We start from the raw sequence: 15,840 nt of genomic DNA on the forward strand, positions 1-15,840 counted from the left end.
TTATCTTTATCATTCATATGAAAAACTCCATATCACTTATCATACTTCTCTCCGCTGTAAGAACTTACGTTGATCTTCTTTTATTACCGCTTTTGGTATTCTTTCCCAATTGAATGTTTCAAAAATAAAACATATCAACGAGAAAGAAATTTCTTCTGACTTAATAAGCATTTCGTTTTTTGATATTTGCTTAAACCAAGGCAGTTGATTAACATGTGCTTTATAATCATCACCTAAAGGTACTCTATTCGGATCGAAAATTACTAACTTTCTGTCGCTAATTCCGAACAATATGATATTGATATTTAAACCATCGTCGTATAATCCTCGTTCTGTTAATCTGCGGATAAATTCAAATATTTCTGTAACTGTGTATATGGTATTAATTACACTTAACACTGTACCTGGTTTTATGTTTTTTAAATAATCCTCAGCCCACTTATTATCCACAAACCAATCCTCATTGATTCCCAAGTAGTGGATAAATTGACCACTTTGATAATAACGCCAAGCTTCTTTCTGTGCCCACCAATCTACAGATGCTTCGACATAGTCTGGCCCAAAATAAATTTGAGAGTTACTATCTTGTCGTATTGGAAAATGCGGATAATCCCAACCTCTTAAGTTAACCCTTGTTTCTTCTATTAATCTTTTACATTCTGTTCGGCTCGGAATACGATTCTCAATGGGTTTTAGCGGATAAAAATTTATATACCAATATCCTGCAGATTTTATTTTATCAATAATATTTTTGATATCAGACATACTATTGAAAATCCTCACGCTGTTTATGAAACAGATTTTTGACCTCAGCGCCCCGATACCGCCATCCTCTTCGTCTTAAAATCTCTTGTTGTTTGTCTACGGCTCTTTGAATTAATTCTCTCGTTTCTGTCTCTGTTACTGGAATAGTCTTCGGGGAGCCGCCTCTGCTACGACAGTAGATAACACCCTTTTTTAATACACCTCTGTTTTGACTGTTCTTCTTACATATTACTGGTAGTTCGTCAAATTCTTCAACTCGGATTATAACAAATTTCTTGTTCTTATAGATAGAAAAAAATATTTCAAAAATAATCGGTGACGAACTGAATCCGTCAACAGAATCCTTTATAGTATCATAAACAAAACTACTAAGTTCTTCTGCAGTTAGACCGTTAAGCCTGGGTCCTTTACCACCACCCTCTTTAATTCCCACTATTATATAACCACCATCAGGAGTGTTGGCGAATCCCATCATTGCTCTTATAACCTTTTCTTTTAACCATATAGAATTTTTATCGTTCCAAGAAAAAGTTTGTTTCCATTCGATATGTCTATTTTCATGACCTGCCGCAATCAAGGACAGAAAATTACTGGTGGCCATTTGTTTCATCATCATGACACGAGTTTCATCGAAATGCTAGCTGCATCAATGAATTGTTCTTTAATTAAGTTATTTATAATCATTTCACCATTTCCTGCCAAATAAGATGTTCGAGTTTAGCACGGAGTCTGGCATTAGCGATGGTAGAAATGTGCTCTGAGATAATTTTGTCTATCCTTTCTTTGAGTTTCGCAAGTTCGGGAAGAATCTGTCGTAAATCTGGTTCCTGCTTTGGAATCTTAACTGTATCCAAACCTGCTTCAAGGAATATTTTTAGATATCTTGCTTCTTCTTCGGTTTTGCACTCAATATGTTTTCGACCAGAACCCAATTTAAAACCAAATATTTCATGTTCAATTTTAACTTTGCCTTTTTTCGTTGGCAAAGTAACTGTTTTTGTAGATATCTTTGATTTTATCACCCTCTCACGGTAGAACCTACCTAATGTATCTTTCCCGATTTTGTCTTTAATGGTCTTTATAAATAAATCGAGGTCTAATCCTTCTTTCGTTTTTTTCTTCTTTTTAACACTTTTTGCTTTTTTAACCCTTGATTTGACAAGATCAATAACAGCCCTGTAAACTTCTAGTTGCTCTTCTTCCGATAATCCCAAAAAATCTCCCATAATTATTTCATCTAGTTCACGACGGTCAGGTTTAATTGTATTAAGAAAACATCGTTCTTTTGTTTCAGCGCCAAATTCTTCAAAAATAGAAAGTACATTTCTTTTACTAAGAGAAATAAGCAAATCAGTAAGTTTCTGATTTATTTTTCTTCCTGTTTTAGATGGTACTAACATACGTTTAAGTTGATACACATTTGTATACACTGCTCCTTCTCCTAAATTTGTAATACCATCCATTTCAATTATCAATGGTATAATAGAACTATTGAAATAACCGTGTATTAAAGGGATGAATTTTTTATCATTAATATGAATATAAAAAAATCTCTTATCTGCCCACATATTATAGGGATTATATACAGCATACCTATCATTATAAGCATCAGACCAAATTAAATCTGGCTTGTCCCATATCCCCAAATCATACCACCTCTTTCTACTTGCACACGTTGGTCTTTTGTGAAAACCCTGTCTTTCACCCCATTTGATATATTTTAAAACATTTGTTCCTTTTAAATCTTTTTTGTCTTTATGAACCATTAGAACACGATACTTTAAATCTTCTGGCTTAGTGATTATGGATTTACATTCACGCGGTGATTTAATCACATAATTTGGTAGCACTTTTCCTTTTTTATCTTTATGCATCCAAAATTCTTTTTCAATACCCCACTTTTTTATATCTTCTTCTGTTAAATAAAAAAATTCATTTGCACCAGTTTTTATACCAAATCGGACTTCTGCTACCTCTTTTAAAGGAACAAGTTTTCCTTTCCCTTTTTCAACAATTTTAAAGAAAATCTCCGGCGCTCTTATATATTTACCCCACTTTGCACCCACATATTTATTTTGTTCTTCATCAAATCCTTCCTCCCATAGTTCTTCTTGTGATTTTGGATAGATTCGCAAATCCTCATTTTCATAAAAACTATTATGAGCAAGAATTGTTCTTATGAGTTTATCTATTGCATTCAATCTTTCAAGTTGCTTTTCCCACATATCTTGTGCAGGTGGTATAAAGTGTCTTAAAGGTTTTTTGAGATATACAAATCTAACAATATTTTCATCTCTTTCCTTTTTGTTTTTACATTTCTGTAATATAACAATGCAAGTATTGATATCTGCTTCTTCAAACCATCTTTCAATTTTTGATTCAATAATTGTGATTATCTTGTAATTTTTTAGGAAAAATTCCTGAAGTCCTTTTCCATAATCTACATCAAGCCAGGAATTGGACACAACAAACCCGAAATACCCACCATCCTTTAAAAATTTTGTTCCATGAATAAAGAAATAGGCATAAATACCTGCTCTTTTGCTTATATTTGCAATTTTTTTATTAGCAAAAATTAATGCATTTTTTATTAGTTTCTCTTTATCAACCCCAATATCTGGAATCTCCTCCTGTCTTGTATAGGGGGGATTGCCGACGACACAGTCAAACCATCTTGGAATAAAAATTTCTCTCTCTTCTTTACCTAAAGTCAAAGCACGCCTTTTTCGCCAATTTTTAGCTTCAAAGCCATCATATCCGACTATAAGATTAAAAAAATCGTCTATGATGATATTGGGGTAATTTTGATCAATACTCAAATCATTTATCGCCAGATTAATGGTTGAAAGATGCGCAGGAAATTTTGCTATATCTACGCCCCAAAGTGTGCTTAAAATCTCCTCATGTTTCAACATCTGATTCATTAGCTGTTTATGTTTGTAAGCACGGACTAAAAAGGTTCCAGCACCACAAGCAGGATCAAGAATCTTGAAATTTTCGTGGTGATGACAAAATTTAAGAATCAAATCCACCACATCGGGGTTCGTAAAATACTGTCCTAAATTATGACGCTCTTCTTGTGGGATGAGTCTTTCAAATATTCTTCCTATTACATCGTATCCCAATTTTGAAAAATCGTATGCTTTAAGAATATTCACAAGATTCTTTATTTCTTCCACAACTGTTTTATCATCCGGAAAAGCGAGGGTATCTATGAAATCGGTCGTGTATATTTGTTCATAATCTATTTTTAACACTTGATCGAAAAACCCCTGGAGGATTATCTGAAGTGTAGAACCCTTGGTTAGGCTTTCAGGCACTTCGAGAGGGTCAAGTTGAGATGGCCTTTTGGTTTGTAAGACATTATAAAAAAGTATTTTATTAACGAGTAAATACGCTGTTTGCCTTGCTACTTTAGAAAAATCTGAATCCTGCCATAAAAAATCCCACCCTTGTTCTGCAAACCATTTCTGCAATTTGTGGGAAAATTCTTTTTTCTTATGACATTCGTCTCGAATTATCTCACGATAATATTTAGCAAGAACTTTAATTTTCTCCTGAAGTCTGAAAACAAGAAAATCATCAACGGGTTGTTTAGGCTCAGGTTCTTTACCGGTATAAACTGAAAATAACTTTTTTAGAAATATTTCAAGTGCTTTTTTTGCTGATGTGCTATATCTTGAATTTTCAATATCGTCTATATCGGAAATATCGGAAAGGGTAAATTTCTCAACAATTTGCGATTCCTCAGCAAGCATTTTGTTTACCTTCTCTGTATTATACCAAATGAGTACTTGAAAATTGGTTACTGCAAAGTATTTTGATTTTCTTGCATTGGCTTTTTCCCAGGCTGGCTTTTTTAAACCGTCATAATTGAAAATGTCATAGTACGGAAGTTTTGCCTCGATAACACAAATAACCTTGCGACTTCTACGAGATTCGTAAATCACAGTATCGGGGAATTTTCTATCTTTTGCACCAGCTTCAACATCGGGAAGCCCGAGATCAATTTTTTCTTTTTCTATGATTTCCCTCATCCAGTGCATCAAAACTGCAACGGCACTTCTTTCTGTTTTGTGGACATCCTCGTCAAAAGGGCTGGGTATGCGAGTTGTTTTGCCTCTGATTTTACTCCTCTTTCTCACTCACAACCTCCTTTACTATTCTGCGCGCAATCTCGAAGGCCGCTGCAATGCGAATAATTTTTACATCACCAAGACCTTTTATCTTCAAAAATTTCTCTAATGGTTGATTTGCCAGTCCTTTGAAAGAACCAAATTTAGCAAGTATCTCTTCAGCTATCTTTTCTGCTGATTTTCCCTTTGTTCCTGTAGAAATCAATATTGCAAGGAGTTCAGTATCTGACAATGTTTCAGGACCTTCTTCACGTAGTTTACCACCTGGATGTTGCCATTTTTGCATCTTTTACTTCCTCAAATCCGATAGTTTAACCCAATCACCATTTGAATCTTTAGTATACCAAAAACGCCAGCCATCGACAGTACGCCGTTGCACTACGATCTTTGCAGCAGCACTCGGTGTAGTGAACTTCTTACCCCTGAATTTAATAATTCCCGATGGTAGAAGATAAGCTTTATATTCTCTACCTTTATAGGTTCTATAAAGCGGAGTCCGTTTTGAGACCAACCCTTTTAGATTTCTACGAACAGGAGATCGAGAGATTCTTTTTTGTCGCCCAGTTTTGGCAAACATCTCTTCAAACTCCTCCTGTTGCCGTTTTTTGACCATCATCTTTAAGTCCCTTAGAAGCTCACTACTTCCCCGCCCCTTGGGAACTATGCGATTACCCTTTGGATTAGCTATCCTTACCAACAGAGATTCGATTTCATTAATATGGGCAATTTTCCGGATAAGATAGAGACTGAAATGGGTCCAGCTGGCTCCATGGCGGTCGCGAAGATGATATCTGACTCGCCTTTTCAAATCGGTCGATTTACCGACATAATATAGTTCATTCTCATCGTATAATGCATAAATTCCTGGGGAACTGCCGATTAATTGTGTAATCGAATCATAATATTTTTTAAACAGGGTTTTACTAATATTCTCCAATCTGTGAATAATAAGACTTCTTGGATTATGCTTCCTTTTCATTCCATCCCTCTTTTTTACTAAACCTTATTTTGTCTCCCATTATCTTTTTATTTATTTCTTCGCATTCCCAAAGTGCCTGCGGCACTTCCTTAAAGCAAAAGGTATAATCAGCCAATTCCTGAGCTGAAATTATACTTTGATTTTATTATAGATATTTTACCTTTTCTGTCAATAAAAATCTTTTCACAACAAAAAAAAGGTATGGCTTCAGCAATTTCCGTTGCTGAAACAAACATACCTTCTCTTTTCTCCATTATATATATTATCTCTCCTCAGTCAAGCAGATTTTGAAAGGGGTTTTGGGTAAAGGAACGAGCACAATCGCTTGACAGGTAAGAGATATTCTTTATAATGATTTATGACTTTTAAAGCCGCAAAGCTCGATAAAATCTCTTTGACAGTAACAATCTTAGTGAGTGTCTTTCTTATTATATTATCACTCTTCTTTCTGATAAAGGTCCCTTTTGGCTGGGCGTTTGCCATAATGATGATGCTCATCCTCCTCATCGCATATCTTCTGAGCCCCAAACAATACTACTTTGAGGGGCCGAATCTCGTAATCGAAAAAGTAATCGGCAAAAGAATAATCGTCCCCCTCAATAAAATAGAAGGCTACACTATTATTCCGAATTTCATGAAGTTAAAGGTGGCGCGCACATTCGGCAACGGCGGCCTCTTCGGTTATTACGGCCTGTTCTCTTCCGCGGAATTCGGAAATATAAACTGTCAACTGACAAAATTAAAAAACATCCTCCTCATAAAGACCGACAAAGGAAATTATGCGGTCTCACCGGCTGAAAACGAAAGGTTTGAGCAGGAACTCAAGGCACGGATGAGCAATTTTTCAGTCGAGGCGAAAACAATCAAACCGATTCCTCCTGAAAAACGCAAACTCGCATCTCCGTTGATTCTTTTGATCCCGATCATTCTTTTTTTAATAATCGTCTTCCTGGTCATTCTGAACTATTCCCAGTTGCCCGACCGTATTGCAGTCCATTTCGACGCCCACGGCGCCCCTGACCGCTGGGGTCCGAAAAGCTCTTATCTCTTTTCCGGTCTGATCCCCACTTCGATATTACTCGCCCTTACCATCGGTGTATTCTTCTTTGTGAGACGAACCACAAATAATCCCGCGATGCCCAATTTTCTGGTCATAATCATCTCATACATTCAACTCTTTCTTGCCTACACCTCATTTGACACCTTCTGGATGAATAAATATGAAACCCATCTCATTCCCATACCCGCCGCTTTATTGATATTTGTCGTCGGTATTCTAATCCTACTTCTTGTCTATTATTTAAAGATCGTCAGGAAAAGTTCCGGTTAATACCCCTCTTTAAGAAAAGATCGAGCTGCTTAAATTATTATAATAATGTACTCTGTAAAAAGCTGGTGTTATACTATTTGAATATTTCTTTACCCTTGCCTACAATCTTATTCAACTGCTCCTTGAAGTAATCAGTACTCTCAACAATATGTTTGGGAATCTGCTGACAGTAATATTCCCAGGATCTTCGGATTTCAGCACCGAGCAGCTGGGCAAGGGTACCCTCACGAAGCCCTTCCTCAACCTTATCCTGATTATAGAGCACAAGGTCAGAGGCAAGTGCCTTGGCTAATCTTCTCGCCCTTTCATTCCATTTCTTGTCCTCTTCACTCATCTCGGGTTCAGGTTTCGGAGGAGCGACCTCAGGCGGCGCCTGTGTCTCAGTTACATATTCGGTTGAGGTTATCTCAAGTTTATCAGACGGCGGTGGTTCTTTTGGCACTGACTCAGAAGGGGCTTCGGGCATCTCTGGTTCTGGCGGCGGTGGTGTCTCAGACGGCGGCTCAGGTACTTCTGGTGCTGGTGCAGGCGGTGCTGTTTCAGCAGGCGGTTCAGGCACTTGTGGCTCTGGCGGACCCGGTGGTTCAGGAGCAGGTGGCGTAACCTCAGAAGGCGGCTCAGGAATACCGGGTTCTGGTGCTGAAGCCGGCTCTGCCGGCGGTTCGGGTGTCGGCCCGGCAGCAGGCTGGGGAGCCTCTGCGCCGACAGGTACACCTGGTTCCTCAGGAGGAGATGGTGGTGGAGGCGTTACTGGTTCTTCTTTCTTAATCACGATGATGTGCTGACACTTGTGGCACTTAACCTTTACACCTGAAGGAGGAATCTTACTTTCGTCGACATTATATTTTGCATGGCAATTACTGCATTCGATAATCATTTTTTATCTCCTTATAAATTTTTAAGCACTGGGCTTTAAGGTCTTCCACAGTGCTGTTGTTTTTGATAATGAATCGTGCCCGCTTACGCATTTCCTTTTCATCTCTCTGACACCCCAGAATCCGCTCAAAAGCATCACGACTGAAACCTCTCTTCAATGACCTTTCTCTCTTAAGCTCTTTGTCGGCTACAACAAGAACAGAATAATCAACCAGTTGAAGGATCTCCTCCCAGTCGAATAACAACGCCGCATCGATCACAACCACCTCATCATCACTCTTTTCCACATACTCAATAATCTTTTTAATCAACAACGGATGGGACAGACTATTTAAATAATCAAGAGCCTTTCTGTCGGAAAAGACAAGTTTCCGAAGCTTCTTCTTGTCGATCTTATCACCATCCATAATACTACTGCCGAATCTCTTTTCCAGCTCTTCAGTGATATCAGGAAGCACCTGCCAGCCGACTTCGTCCGCAGAGATATAATCGGCACCAAACTCTTCAAATATCCTGCTGACCGTGGTCTTCCCGGCTCCGATTGTCCCTGTCACACCGATCACGACCTTCTTATTTCCATTGGGCATTCTTTTCTACTTCGAAAAACGCCGAAAACATAACGTTGCATTATGCCCTCCAAAACCGAGTGAATTGGAAAGGGCATATTCGATCTCTATCTTCTCGGTGTTGTTACCGACTATATGTAAACCTTCACCCTGTTCAAGCGGCTCTTCAAGGTTTATCGTCGGATGAACCACATTGTCACGTATCGACAGCAGAGTCACAATCGCCTCAATCGCTCCCGCCGCACCGAGGGTGTGGCCGATCATCGACTTGGTCGCATTGAGCACAAGCTTGCCCGCATGTTCACCGAACAGGTCCTTAATCGCCTGGATTTCGAACTGGTCATTGAGCGGAGTAGAGGTACCATGGGTATTGATATAGGAAATATCTTCTTTGCGGCATCCGGCTTCTTTAATCGCCCGTTCCATTGAACGACGGGCGCCCTCACCTCCAGGCGACGGTGCAGTTATATGATAACCGTCTCCCGTAGCACCGAATCCCACTATCTCACCGTAGATCTTCGCGCCTCTCTTCTGTGCGAATTCCAGTTCTTCAAGAATCAAGGTAGCCGCACCTTCAGCCATGACAAAACCGTCGCGCGATTTATCAAAAGGACGTGAAGCCTTTTGCGGTTCGTCGTTTCGACGGGACAAAGCACGCATATTACTGAAACCAGCAAGTGCAAAAGGAGTCACCGGTGCCTCGGCACCACCCGATATAATAACATCGGCGTCACCGTACTTTATCGCCCTGAAAGCGGCGCCAAGGGCATGGGCACCAGAGGCGCAAGCCGAGATTGTAGTATAATTCGGACCTTTCAAACCCCAGTGAATCGCCACATAACCAGAGGTCATATCCGGAATCATCATCGGAATGAGAAACGGAGAAACACGCTTGGGTCCGGCCTGGAGAAACTTTGTGTGCTCTCTTTCCCAGGTGGTAAGCCCGCCGATACCTGAACCGATGATTACGCCGATCTCGGTCTTATCATATTTATCCAGATCGATGCCGGCATCGTCAATCGCTTCGGCTGTAGCCCAGAGACTCAACTGAACGCAGCGGTCCAGACGTTTTATCGTCTTGGGATCAAACTTCTTTTCCGGTTGAAAATCCTTCACCTCTCCTGCTATCTTCACCGTATGCTGTGATGTATCAAAAGCCTTAATCAAATCAATACCACTCTTCCCCTGGAGAAGAGCCTCCCACGTTGTCTTCACATCATCGCCCAACGGTGTAATTGCTCCAATACCTGTTATAACAACTCTCTTCATTCTGTCTTTACTTTTGCCTCAAGATACTCGACCGCCTTTCCGACGGTGTCGAGTTTCTGAGCTTCTTCTTCGGAAATTTGAAGATTAAACTTTTCTTCAAACGCCATGATGAGTTCAACAGTATCTAAAGAGTCCGCTCCAAGATCCTCAATAAACTTAGCTTCCAAAGTAACCTTTTCAGGTGGAACATGGAGTTGTTCCACAATAATGTTCCTTACATCCTCAAAAAGTGCCATTTTGTTCTCCTTTCATTTCTATTTGACAGTAAAAACAACCCAGCATAGACAATCTTCCCGAACCAACAAAAAGGGATACAAATGTAATCGATTTTTTATAGTTCATACTTAAATTCGACGTGCTCCTCTCCTCCATTACATCACCAAACCGCCATCCAAGCATATGACCTGGCCGGTCATATATGACGCCTGCTCTGAAGATAAAAACAGAGCAAGGGCTGCAACATCTTCAACTTTCCCGAATCTTTTCATCGGGATCGCCTTGAGATAATTTTCCTTCACCTCATCAGGTAATACAGCAGTCATACTCGTCTCAATAAAACCCGGGGCAATCGCATTCACCGTGATGCTCCGTGAGGCAAGTTCTTTGGCACACGACTTTGTAAAACCGATAATACCCGCCTTACTCGCCGAATAATTCGCCTGTCCGGGATTTCCGATGATACCGGCTATCGAAGCGATATTCACAATTCTGCCGTAGCGCTGTTTGATCATATATTTTATCACCGCCCGTGTGACGAGAAAAGTCCCTGTAAGATTGATGTCAATTACACGCTCCCAATCTTCTTTTGTCATTCTCAACAGTAACTTATCATTTGTAATACCGGCGTTATTTATCAAAATATCAATCTTTGCATAGTCACTAAAAATCTGGTCCACGGCTTTTTTTATCTCTTCTTCATCAGCAACATCCATCCGATAGAACTTCGCATTTCCGCGGAGCGCTTCAGTGATCTTTCTGCCTGTTTCAGCATCGATGTCACACACCGCAACCTTTGCACCTTCTTCGACGAACCTCTTCGCTATTCCGGCACCGATACCATTCGCACCGCCGGTAATTACTGCGACCTGATTCTTCAACATCATTTTAAATGATACTCAAATTTAATTTAATGTCAAGAGGGGGCGAATTCCACACACCTTTATCTTATGCCAGAACTACGGAAATTTCAGTCCTTAACGCCTCACCACTATAAGTTTGTTCCTTAAAACCTCTTCAGACCCTTTGAAGATACCGAGAAAATAGATGCCGCTTGACAATTCTTCAAGTGAAAGAACTGCAGAATTACTACCCGCCGGATACCTGACTTCTTTCGTGTCGACAACCAGCCGTCCGGTTGCATCGTAAAGACGCAGTTTAAGACCGGTGCTCTGCGCTAAGTTGAAGCGGATATTGACCCCTGCATCGGCGGGATTGGGAAAGACCGCAAGATTTGACAGAGCGACCGGTTCATCCTTCTCCTGGATACCGAGAATCGCCGCCTTGTAACATAGATAGATATTCATCGGTCTGGTTTCATTACAATGGGTTACGATTATACTGGAATCAGTCGCACCCTGCCAGAACGACTCACCGACCTCAGCTGTGAAGGCAAGACACTTCGGTTTTTCGGTCTGTTCTCCATACATCCAGTCATCTGAAACTCCGTTGGCATTATAACCGACTGTCTGTCCCGCAGTACCCCAGGTATAATTATTGGGAACGCCGATATATGTGGTCATGGACTCCGCCATTACATGGTATGTCGCGGAATCGGGAGCAGGAACCCAATCATTGATATAACCCCACGGCACAATCAGGTAATTTCCATAAGAGTGATAATTGAGGGCATAGAGAAAAGCAAATGTATCACACAGCACGCGCATCGCCTGTGTTTCAGGTTCAGAAAAAGCCGATGGTCCTCGATATGTCTCACTCGTGGGATCAGGGCTCGAACCATTATTGTCATATCCCCACATATAACCGTAATTACGATTCAAATCAACACCGTCGGATTCAGGCTCCATCTGACCGCTGTTGTTGTTATCACGGCAGTTCTTGCGCCAGCCGTTTCCCCAGGGGTCTTCATAGGTCTCATTGAATACATAACCGTCCGGATTCACACACGGCACAATCCAGACTTCATCGGTAGTGACGATCGTCGTCGCCGTATCATTGGTGCCGTAATTATTGACCAACCACTTTATGAAATCTATGCAGGTCGAGGTCCCGATCGGTTCGCGTGCATGATGAACTCCGGTAATCAGAACCGTCGGTTCGGCTTCGTTCTGGGATGCGTTATCCGAAATCTTCATCGCCCAGATCTCCCGATTCTGCCAGCTCTGCCCCAGACTCACCTTGTGGGTGATGTTCGGATAATTCGCTGCAATCTGATCGAGTTCCTGAACCATTTCATCGTAGGTATAGTAATAGCCGAAATTCATCCTGAGGTGGCCGTAGTTCTCTTCCAAATAGTTGATGATGTCCGGATGAAGAATCTCTATTCCAAACCCCTGGCTTTCCAGTTCATTGACGAGTTTTTCATCGAGGAAATATTCAAAATATCCGGCACGGGCGTTGCCGGTCAGAATGTCGTAGTTTTTGTTAAGTAAGATCTCTTTTTCCAGATCACCGTCATAGTAGATACGCACCCACATCGTTCTTGCACTGAGAAGCGTACAGAGAAGCATTATTATCAATACACTTCTTTTCATAATACCTCCTTAAATTTATTATAACAGCACCAGGGAAAAAGTCAAGCCTCTTATCCAGCCGAAAAAAAATGCCCCTGTTTTCAGATGAAACAGGGGCACTCCTTTCCTATTACCCCGAAATCATTCTGCTGCTTTTTGCTGATATTCCTGCCATCTCTTTTCCAGGCCGGAATCTGCCATAGTCTCCATAATGTAATCACAGTATTCACGTCCCGTGGCACCGGTGTCCCGACCGGTCATTACAAGTTTCTTTTCATATTGGCCGCAGATGTCCATCGCCATCTCAAGTTTTTTACCTTCCTCAGTATATCCGATATGGTTCAAAAGCATGGCACCCGCCCTGATAACACTGCTCGGGTCAGCGTACTTCGTCCTTCCTTCCTTTACCATCCGCGGTGCGCTTCCATGAATCGCTTCGAACATCGCATACTGTTTACCGATATTCGCACTGCCTGCCGTGCCCACGCCTCCCTGAAATTCCGCTGCTTCGTCAGTCAAGATATCACCGTAGAGATTGGGCAGCACCAGCACCTTGAACTGTGTCCGTCTCTTTACATCAACCAATTTCGCCGTCATGATATCGATGAACCAGTCGTCTGCATTTATATCGGGATACTCCTTTGCAATCTCATAGAATGTCTTTAAGAACAGTCCATCGGTCGTCTTTATGACATTCGCCTTGGTCACGGCCGTCACCCTGTCCAGATTGTTCTTCTTTGCGTACTCAAATGCGAGGCGGATAATCCTCTCACTGCCGGGCCGGGTGATGACCTTAAAGTCCATGGTCAAATCCGGTGTCACCTCGATTCCAAAAGGACCGAGTGCATAGGCGCCTTCAGTGTTTTCCCGGAAGAACATCCAGTCGATTCCCTGGGAAGGAACCCGGACCGGTCTGACGTTTGCAAAGAGATCCAATTCTTTTCTTATCGCAACATTTGCGCTTTCGATATTGGGCCAGGGATCACCCTTTTTCGGTGTTGTGGTCGGTCCTTTCAACAGAATATGGCATTTTTTGATCTCTTCAAGCACGTCATCCGGCACAGGCTTCATCACTTCGGCTCGTTTCTCAATGGTCAGACCTTCAATGGTCCTGAACTCGATCTTACCCTGCGCAACCTCTTCCTTGAGAATCGTCTCAAGCACCCGCTGTGCCTCTGAAGTAATATGGGGACCGATACCGTCACCGCCGATCACGCCGATGATTATCGGCTTCAGCCGGGAGTAATCAATCCATTCTTTCTGTAATTTTATCCTCTCAATCCTCTTTAATTGACTTTCGATAAGCTTACCCAAATGTTCTTTTGCTTTATCAACTTCGTTCATCTCATTTACCTCCATTCATCAGGTTAAATGCGATTAGCTAATTTCTTCAGACCAATGCAAATAATTCTGCGAATTAACTAATCCAGTTTAAAATCTCCATGCTTTTGTATGTGGGCGACAAGTCCGCCGTCGTTCAAAATATTCAACATCGCCTTGGGCAGCGGATGAGCCTTCAATTCAATCCCTTTTGTCCTGTTCTTGATACTTCCGGAAGCAAGATCTATTTCCAGTTCATCACCTTCATCGATCTTGTCGGTATCGCATTCCAGAAGGGGCAGCCCGACGTTTATCGCATTGCGGTAAAAAATACGGGCGAATGATTTCGCCAGTACCGCGGAAACACCGGCGAGTTTGATGATCGTCGGTGCATGTTCACGGGAACTGCCGAGTCCGAAGTTGTTTCCCGCTACGACGAAATCGCCTTTGGACATTTTTGAAGCAAAATTCGGGTCTGCATCTTCAAGTACATGTTTTGCCAGTTCCGGAAGATTGGAACGGAGATGGAAATATCGCCCAGGACAGATCAAATCCGTGGAGATGCTGTCGCCGAACTTCCAGACCTTTCCTTTAAGCACCATCCTGTCCTCCTTGCTCGCGGAACAACTACCCTTTGGCAACTTCCTGCTTCACCCACTCGGTCGTTACCGACTTCGGTCTTTCAATCGCTTCACCGAGGGCACGACTGACGATAAGTTGCGCACACATACCGAGCGCCCTCGAGACACCGAAGAGCACTGTGTAGTACTCAAATTCAGTGACACCGAAGTGGTACAGAAGACAGCCCGACGCGGCATCGACATTGGGCCAGGGGTCTTTCGCCTTACCGTGCTCTTTCAAAACACCGGGGATGACATTGAATACCCGGTCGACGATCTTAAAGAGTTCATCATCAGGACAGACCTTCTTTCCGAATTCATGGAATGCCGCAAAACGGGGATCAGTAACACGCAAGACAGCGTGGCCGTATCCGGGAATGACCTGGCCTGAGTTAAGGGTATCCCAGGCGAACTGCTTCAACTGCTCATCAGTGGGAACTCCGCCGAACTTATCCCGCACCATGATAACCCAGCGCAGACACATCTGATTGGCAAGGCCGTGGAGCGGTCCGGCAAGACCGTTCAATCCTGCAGAGACCGCATAATAAGCGTCAGAAAGAGCAGAACCGACGCAGTGGCAGGTATGGGCGCTGACATTGCCGCCTTCGTGGTCTGAATGGAGCACCATATAAAGCCGCATCAAATTCGCAAATTCTCCTGTGGGGTCATCAATGCCGAGCATGCGGGCGTAGTCACCGGCCCAATCAAGCGAGGGATCCGGATCCAGGCGTGCACCTTTGTTAAAACGCATTCGGTATATGCCGGCGGCAAGGGTCGGCAGTTTAGCGATAAGATTCAAACAGTCTTCAAGGGTGGGATCCCAGAAATCGGTCTTGGGCATACCGTCTTCATATCTCTTTCTGAAGACCGACTCCTTTTCCATTGCCAGGATGCCGAGGCTGAACATCGCCATGGGATGTGAATCTTTCGGCATCGCTTCCAGGGTCTTCCATACATAGTCAGGCACCTGTGCCCGTGCCTTGAGGTCCTTTCTCAAATCCTCCACCGCCTCTTTGTCCGGCATCTCACCGCTCACCAGAAGGTAAAAGACCGCTTCAGGCAACTCATTCTTCAACTCAGCGATCGGTTTACCCCGAATGATCAATCCTTTATCAGGAGGCACCACCGAGGTGTCGCAGATGAGCGCCTTCACACCGCGCATACCGCCGTAAATCTGTTTCACCGTCACTTTGGAAATTTCTTTATCGGCGTTCGCTTTTACAAAATTTTTGATATCTTCCCGCAGTGCAGGAATCTTCTTTGCTAAAAGTTCTTTTAGTTTAGCCATC

The 15,840-nt window shown here is 42.4% G+C and carries 15 protein-coding genes; 1 reads left to right on the forward strand and 14 read right to left on the reverse strand.

Annotation, left to right across the window (positions count from 1 at the left end; translation table 11 throughout):
• Positions 1–39: 39 nt before the first annotated feature.
• The 5 genes from ENI34_08570 to ENI34_08590 form a co-directional block, all read right to left on the reverse strand.
• Positions 40–765, reverse strand: coding sequence for a hypothetical protein (locus ENI34_08570; protein ID HEC79176.1), 726 nt, complete (start codon positions 763–765; stop codon positions 40–42).
• Between the two features lies 1 nt (position 766).
• Positions 767–1,381: an ATP-binding protein gene (locus ENI34_08575; protein HEC79177.1), complete on the reverse strand. Its 615-nt coding sequence runs from the start codon at positions 1,379–1,381 to the stop codon at positions 767–769.
• 64 nt (positions 1,382–1,445) lie between these two features.
• Positions 1,446–4,910 (reverse strand): SAM-dependent DNA methyltransferase, encoded by a 3,465-nt coding sequence (locus tag ENI34_08580; GenBank protein HEC79178.1) that lies wholly within the window; start codon positions 4,908–4,910, stop codon positions 1,446–1,448.
• The gene (locus ENI34_08585) at positions 4,894–5,187 is read right to left on the reverse strand and encodes a hypothetical protein (GenBank protein ID HEC79179.1); all 294 of its coding nucleotides are present in this window, start codon (positions 5,185–5,187) and stop codon (positions 4,894–4,896) included. The genes ENI34_08580 and ENI34_08585 overlap by 17 nt, the downstream gene beginning before the upstream one ends.
• Positions 5,188–5,190: 3 nt before the next feature.
• On the reverse strand, positions 5,191–5,880 hold the full coding sequence (locus ENI34_08590; GenBank protein ID HEC79180.1) for a DUF2924 domain-containing protein: 690 nt from the start codon (positions 5,878–5,880) through the stop codon (positions 5,191–5,193).
• 358 nt (positions 5,881–6,238) lie between these two features.
• Here ENI34_08590 and ENI34_08595 point away from each other — a divergent pair, with 358 nt between their 5' ends.
• Positions 6,239–7,210 carry a DUF1648 domain-containing protein gene (locus tag ENI34_08595; GenBank protein HEC79181.1) on the forward strand — a complete coding sequence of 324 codons (972 nt, stop codon included), beginning with the start codon at positions 6,239–6,241 and terminating at the stop codon, positions 7,208–7,210.
• Between the two features lie 73 nt (positions 7,211–7,283).
• Here ENI34_08595 and ENI34_08600 read toward each other — a convergent pair whose 3' ends face one another.
• The 9 genes from ENI34_08600 to ENI34_08640 form a co-directional block, all read right to left on the reverse strand.
• Positions 7,284–8,087, reverse strand: coding sequence for a hypothetical protein (locus ENI34_08600; protein HEC79182.1), 804 nt, complete (start codon positions 8,085–8,087; stop codon positions 7,284–7,286).
• Positions 8,068–8,673, reverse strand: coding sequence for a dephospho-CoA kinase (locus ENI34_08605; GenBank protein ID HEC79183.1), 606 nt, complete (start codon positions 8,671–8,673; stop codon positions 8,068–8,070). Before ENI34_08605 ends, ENI34_08600 begins: the two co-directional genes overlap by 20 nt.
• 6 nt (positions 8,674–8,679) lie before the next feature.
• Positions 8,680–9,921 (reverse strand): beta-ketoacyl-[acyl-carrier-protein] synthase II, encoded by a 1,242-nt coding sequence (gene fabF, locus ENI34_08610; GenBank protein ID HEC79184.1) that lies wholly within the window; start codon positions 9,919–9,921, stop codon positions 8,680–8,682.
• A complete protein-coding gene (gene acpP / locus ENI34_08615) occupies positions 9,918–10,157 on the reverse strand; it encodes an acyl carrier protein (GenBank protein HEC79185.1) in 240 nt (79 codons plus the stop codon). The genes fabF and acpP overlap by 4 nt, the downstream gene beginning before the upstream one ends.
• A gap of 135 nt (positions 10,158–10,292) precedes the next feature.
• Positions 10,293–11,024, reverse strand: coding sequence for a 3-oxoacyl-[acyl-carrier-protein] reductase (gene fabG, locus ENI34_08620; protein ID HEC79186.1), 732 nt, complete (start codon positions 11,022–11,024; stop codon positions 10,293–10,295).
• Positions 11,025–11,114: 90 nt separating this feature from the next.
• Positions 11,115–12,632, reverse strand: coding sequence for a T9SS type A sorting domain-containing protein (locus tag ENI34_08625; GenBank protein ID HEC79187.1), 1,518 nt, complete (start codon positions 12,630–12,632; stop codon positions 11,115–11,117).
• Between the two features lie 120 nt (positions 12,633–12,752).
• Entirely contained in the window at positions 12,753–13,955 is a 1,203-nt protein-coding gene (locus ENI34_08630) for an isocitrate/isopropylmalate dehydrogenase family protein (protein HEC79188.1), read from the reverse strand.
• A gap of 77 nt (positions 13,956–14,032) precedes the next feature.
• Positions 14,033–14,533 (reverse strand): 3-isopropylmalate dehydratase small subunit, encoded by a 501-nt coding sequence (locus tag ENI34_08635; protein HEC79189.1) that lies wholly within the window; start codon positions 14,531–14,533, stop codon positions 14,033–14,035.
• Positions 14,534–14,558: 25 nt separating this feature from the next.
• Positions 14,559–15,839 carry a citrate (Si)-synthase gene (locus ENI34_08640; GenBank protein HEC79190.1) on the reverse strand — a complete coding sequence of 427 codons (1,281 nt, stop codon included), beginning with the start codon at positions 15,837–15,839 and terminating at the stop codon, positions 14,559–14,561.
• Position 15,840: the final 1 nt, after the last annotated feature.

This window comes from candidate division WOR-3 bacterium (assembly GCA_011052815.1).
GTDB lineage: Bacteria > Hydrothermota > Tepidihabitantia > SM23-42 > SM23-42 > DRIG01.

Coding starts and splice junctions, on each gene's coding strand:
- ENI34_08570 (HEC79176.1), bottom strand. CDS start 765: ATGTCTGATATCAAAAATATTATTGATAAAATAAAATCTGCAGGATAT.
- ENI34_08575 (HEC79177.1), bottom strand. CDS start 1,381: ATGATGATGAAACAAATGGCCACCAGTAATTTTCTGTCCTTGATTGCG.
- ENI34_08585 (HEC79179.1), bottom strand. CDS start 5,187: ATGCAAAAATGGCAACATCCAGGTGGTAAACTACGTGAAGAAGGTCCT.
- ENI34_08590 (HEC79180.1), bottom strand. CDS start 5,880: ATGAAAAGGAAGCATAATCCAAGAAGTCTTATTATTCACAGATTGGAG.
- ENI34_08595 (HEC79181.1), top strand. CDS start 6,239: ATGACTTTTAAAGCCGCAAAGCTCGATAAAATCTCTTTGACAGTAACA.
- ENI34_08600 (HEC79182.1), bottom strand. CDS start 8,087: ATGATTATCGAATGCAGTAATTGCCATGCAAAATATAATGTCGACGAA.
- ENI34_08605 (HEC79183.1), bottom strand. CDS start 8,673: ATGCCCAATGGAAATAAGAAGGTCGTGATCGGTGTGACAGGGACAATC.
- fabF (HEC79184.1), bottom strand. CDS start 9,921: ATGAAGAGAGTTGTTATAACAGGTATTGGAGCAATTACACCGTTGGGC.
- acpP (HEC79185.1), bottom strand. CDS start 10,157: ATGGCACTTTTTGAGGATGTAAGGAACATTATTGTGGAACAACTCCAT.
- fabG (HEC79186.1), bottom strand. CDS start 11,024: ATGATGTTGAAGAATCAGGTCGCAGTAATTACCGGCGGTGCGAATGGT.
- ENI34_08625 (HEC79187.1), bottom strand. CDS start 12,632: ATGAAAAGAAGTGTATTGATAATAATGCTTCTCTGTACGCTTCTCAGT.
- ENI34_08630 (HEC79188.1), bottom strand. CDS start 13,955: ATGAACGAAGTTGATAAAGCAAAAGAACATTTGGGTAAGCTTATCGAA.
- ENI34_08635 (HEC79189.1), bottom strand. CDS start 14,533: ATGGTGCTTAAAGGAAAGGTCTGGAAGTTCGGCGACAGCATCTCCACG.
- ENI34_08640 (HEC79190.1), bottom strand. CDS start 15,839: ATGGCTAAACTAAAAGAACTTTTAGCAAAGAAGATTCCTGCACTGCGG.